The following is a 3,912-nucleotide window of genomic DNA, read 5'->3' on the forward strand; positions in this document are numbered from 1 at the left end:
GCCCGACGCAGGGTCTCCGGCGCGGGCGCCGCACCGCTGGGCTCCGGGCCGAGGCCGACTGCGGCGATCACCGGGGCGGTGACGGTGCCGAGGGTCGCCAACTTGATCACCTCGCCCGGGCCGCCGGTCGCGCCGAGCAGCGCCAGCGTCTCGGTCAGCTTGCCGTCGAAGGCTGCGGCGATGCTCTCCGCGCCGCTGGCGAGCAGCAGGGTGCCGGCGAAGCCGCTGGTGGCGGCCGGCTCGCCGGTCGTACTGTGCACGCCGATCACGATCGCGTCGACGGCGAGTTCGGCGGGGTCGGTGTCGACCAGGCTCAGGGTGGTGCTGGGCGATGTCACGGAAGCTGCTCCCGGGCGGGCCGGGCCGGTCGCGTGGTGGCGTACCGGCGGTGGAGTTTGCCGGCGGGTGATTTACCCGCCGGACGTCAATGCTGTCCCGTCGGTTCATCCGGCGGGCCCCGCCGATGCTAACCAGACCGGTGCGTCCCGGTAAGTTCCCACCCATGACCGACGTGACCACCGACGCTGCCGAGACCCGGCTGCGTCGTTCTCCGCTGGGTGAGCGGCACACCGCGCTCGGCGCCAAGTTCGCCCCGTTCGGCGGCTGGGAGATGCCGCTGGAGTACGCCGGCGGCGGGGTGCTCCGGGAGCACGCCGCGGTGCGGACCGAGGTCGGCGTGTTCGACGTCTCGCACCTCGGCAAGGTGCGGGTGACCGGCCCGGGGGCGGCGGCCTTCGTCAACGCCTGCCTCAGCAACGACCTGGGCCGGATCGGTCCGGGCCGGGCGCAGTACACCCTCTGTTGCGACGAGGCCACCGGCGGCGTGGTGGACGACATCATCGCCTACCTGTACGCCGACGACCACGTCTTCCTCATCCCGAACGCGGCGAACACCGCCGAGGTGGTGCGCCGGCTGCGCGCCGCCGCGCCGCCGCAGGTCACGGTCACCGACGAGCACGAGGCGCACGCCGTACTGGCGGTGCAGGGGCCGCGCTCGGCGGAGCTGTTGGGTGCGCTGGGGCTGCCCACCGAGCACGGGTACATGAGCTTCTCGCCGGCCACCCTCGACGGCGTCGAGCTGACCGTCTGCCGCACCGGCTACACCGGCGAGCTGGGCTACGAGCTGGTGGTCCCGGCCGGCGACGCGGTCGCGGTCTGGGACGCGTTGTTCGCCGCCGAACCGGCGCCGCGGGCCTGCGGGCTGGCCGCCCGGGACACGCTGCGCACCGAGATGGGGTACCCGCTGCACGGGCAGGACCTGTCGCTGGAGATCACCCCGGTGCAGGCCCGCTCGGGCTGGGCGGTGGGCTGGGACAAGCCGGCCTTCTGGGGCCGCGACGCGCTGCTCGCGGAGAAGGCCGCCGGTCCGACGCGTACGCTGCGCGGCCTGGAGGCCGTCGACCGCGCCATCCCGCGCCCCGGCATGGCCGTGTACGAAGGCGACACCCAGGTCGGCACCATCACCAGCGGCACCTTCAGCCCGACGAAGAAGCAGGGCATCGCCCTGGCGCTGATCGACACCGCCTCCGCCCTCCCCGACGGCACCGACCTGCACGTGGACATCCGCAACCGCCGAGTCCCCGTACGCCTGACCCGTCCCCCCTTCGTCCACCCCTCCGTGAAGTAGCCCCCAACCCCCACCCAGACCGGGTTGGGTGGGGTTAGCGGGTGGGGGGTTCGCCGGCGTCCAGGACGGCTTGGGTCCAGCCGCCCTCGATGACGCCGGTGCCGTTCAGAACGGCCCAGTCGACCACGTCGGTGGTTTCCACCACGACCGGGGAGCCGATCCGCACGGTGGGGTCGGTGTTGGCGTCGCTGGCGCTGGCGCCGACGATCCGCTCCGCGGTGTCCCAGGAGGTCACCCCGGCCCAGACGTACTCCGGACCGTCGTCGCCGGGCAGCCCGTACTTGACCACCAGCTGGGTCTCCGCCGGCAGTTGCCCGGCGCGGAACCGGGCCCGGATGTCGCCCAGCCCGGCGCGGGCGGTGGCGATCGCCCGGCTCATCGCGTCACCCGGCCGGGCGTAGCGCACGTCGGGCTGGATGCCGGCGAACAGGGTGGCGCAGGCGGCGGCGAAGTAGCGCCCGGGCGGGCCGGGATGCCCGGCCGGCGGGCGCAGGCTGAGGAACGAGTCGGCGTCCGGGTCGGTGGCCGGGTCCAGCTCCAGCCGGAGCAGCACTGGCGCGGTCGCCCCGTGCTGCTCCGGGTTGCCGTACGCCACCGCGATGTCATGCCCGGTCACCGTAGCCAGCACCGGCAGCTGCACGAACGCCGGCACCTCCTCGCCGGCCAGCCCGTCGGTCCAGTCCCGCAGCAGCCGGCGGGCCGCGCCGGTCATCACCGCGCCCCAGGCCCGGGTGAGGTGGTCCGGCACACCCTGGGTCTGCAACTCCAGCAGGCCGAAGCGGCGCAGCCCCTTGGTGGTGAACCAGAGCCCGTCGGCGTCCGACGAGTACGGCACCAGCACCCAGTCGACCAGCCGGACCCGCCCCTCGGCGTCGGGCAGCGAGCGCAGCGCCGCGGCCGGGTCCAGGAACTGCAACCCGAAGACGTCCACCACGTCGCTGCCCACCGCCTCGGCGACCGCCGCGGCCACCGCCCGGGCCGCCCACTCGTGCGCCGGGGGCCAGCCCGGCCGGTACTCGGCCTGCACCACCACCAGGTGGCTCGCCGCGGCCAGCCGGTCCAACTGCGCCGGGGTGGCCCCGAACGCGGTGAGCAGGTCCGGCGGCAGCTCGGGGAACTCGCCGATCGGGCGGACGTCGACGCTCATCAATGGACTGTCCAGCATCTGCTTGGCCAGCCCGTGCACGGGTTCGGCCAGCCGGCCGGCCAACCCCCGCACCGCGGTCCGCGCGCTGACCGCGGGCAGTCCCCCCGTCGGCACCAGGTACGTCGCGTTGAGCGACTCCGGGACCGGAACGGGCAGGAAGTCGTCGGTGATGAGCATCTCGTCCCCCGGGTGGCCGCGCCGGTGCTGTCGTGGGAGAACGCTACCCGTCGCCGGGTGCCCGGCTCAGCCGGACAGCACCAGTCCCAGGTACACGAGCGTGGTGACCACCTCGACGGTGGCGCCGAGCACGTCACCGGTGATCCCACCCAGCCGGCGTACCACGTGTCGGAGCAGCCCGGCCGCGACGGCGAGCGCGGCGAGCACGGCCAGCGGCCCCTGCCAGGGGCGGCCCGGCACCGCCGCGACCGCCAGCAGCGCGACGGCGACCGTCCCGGCGGCCAGGGCGGCCGGCCCGACGGTGCCGGCCACCAGTGCGCCGAGCCCCTCCGGGCGGGCCGCCGGAACACCCCGCCGGCAGGCCAGGGTCACCCCGAGCCGGCCGGCCGCGGCGGCCGTCACGACCGCGGCGAACGCCGCCGGCCCGGATCGGGCGGCCAGCTCCGCCAGCGCCGCGGCCTGCACCAGCAGGACGAGCACCAGCGCGACCACGCCGAACGGCCCCACGTCCGGCTTCTTCATGATCTCCAACGCGGCCGGCCCCCGCCGGTACGACCCGAGCGCGTCCACGGTGTCGGCCAGCCCGTCGAGGTGCAGTCCCCGGGTGAGCAGGGCGCCCGCGGCGACGGTCACCCCGGCGGCGACCAGCGGCGCGGTGACCGCGGCGAGCAGCAGCAGCACCCCGGCGAGCGGCAGGCCGAGCAGCGCGCCGACCGCCGGGGCGAGGACCATCGCCGTACCGGCCGTGGCCCGGTCGACCCGGCCGGCCCGGACCGGTGCGATGGTGAGGGTGGTCAGCGCCAGTCGCGCCCCGTCGCCGAGCCGGGGCTCAGCCGGCACGCGAGCCCTGGTCCGCCGGCTCCGCCGGTTCGGTACTGGTCGGCCCCGGCCCGTCGGGCTCGGGTTCGCGGAAGTCGGGCTCGGCCTCCTCGACCGGCTCCGGCTCGGGCGTTTCGTCCAC

General features: G+C 75.5%; 4 protein-coding genes. 1 reads left to right on the forward strand and 3 read right to left on the reverse strand.

Going from position 1 to position 3,912, the window contains the following annotated elements:
* On the reverse strand, positions 1-338 hold a 338-nt coding region (locus AB0M52_RS32010; RefSeq protein WP_363961434.1), incomplete at its 3' end, for a M17 family peptidase N-terminal domain-containing protein.
* 164 nt (positions 339-502) lie between these two features.
* Between AB0M52_RS32010 and gcvT the strand changes: the two genes are divergently transcribed.
* A complete protein-coding gene (gcvT, locus tag AB0M52_RS32015; RefSeq protein ID WP_363961436.1) occupies positions 503-1,627 on the forward strand; it encodes a glycine cleavage system aminomethyltransferase GcvT in 1,125 nt (374 codons plus the stop codon).
* A gap of 34 nt (positions 1,628-1,661) precedes the next feature.
* Here the strand turns inward: gcvT and AB0M52_RS32020 are convergent, their stop codons facing one another.
* Complete coding sequence (locus AB0M52_RS32020; RefSeq protein ID WP_363961438.1) at positions 1,662-2,951, reverse strand: DUF2314 domain-containing protein; 1,290 nt, start codon at positions 2,949-2,951, stop codon at positions 1,662-1,664.
* 66 nt (positions 2,952-3,017) lie between these two features.
* Positions 3,018-3,791 (reverse strand): adenosylcobinamide-GDP ribazoletransferase, encoded by a 774-nt coding sequence (locus AB0M52_RS32025; protein ID WP_363961440.1) that lies wholly within the window; start codon positions 3,789-3,791, stop codon positions 3,018-3,020.
* Between the last annotated feature and the right edge of the window lie 121 nt (positions 3,792-3,912).

The organism is Micromonospora sp. NPDC051296, assembly GCF_040682255.1.
GTDB lineage: Bacteria > Actinomycetota > Actinomycetes > Mycobacteriales > Micromonosporaceae > Micromonospora > Micromonospora craterilacus.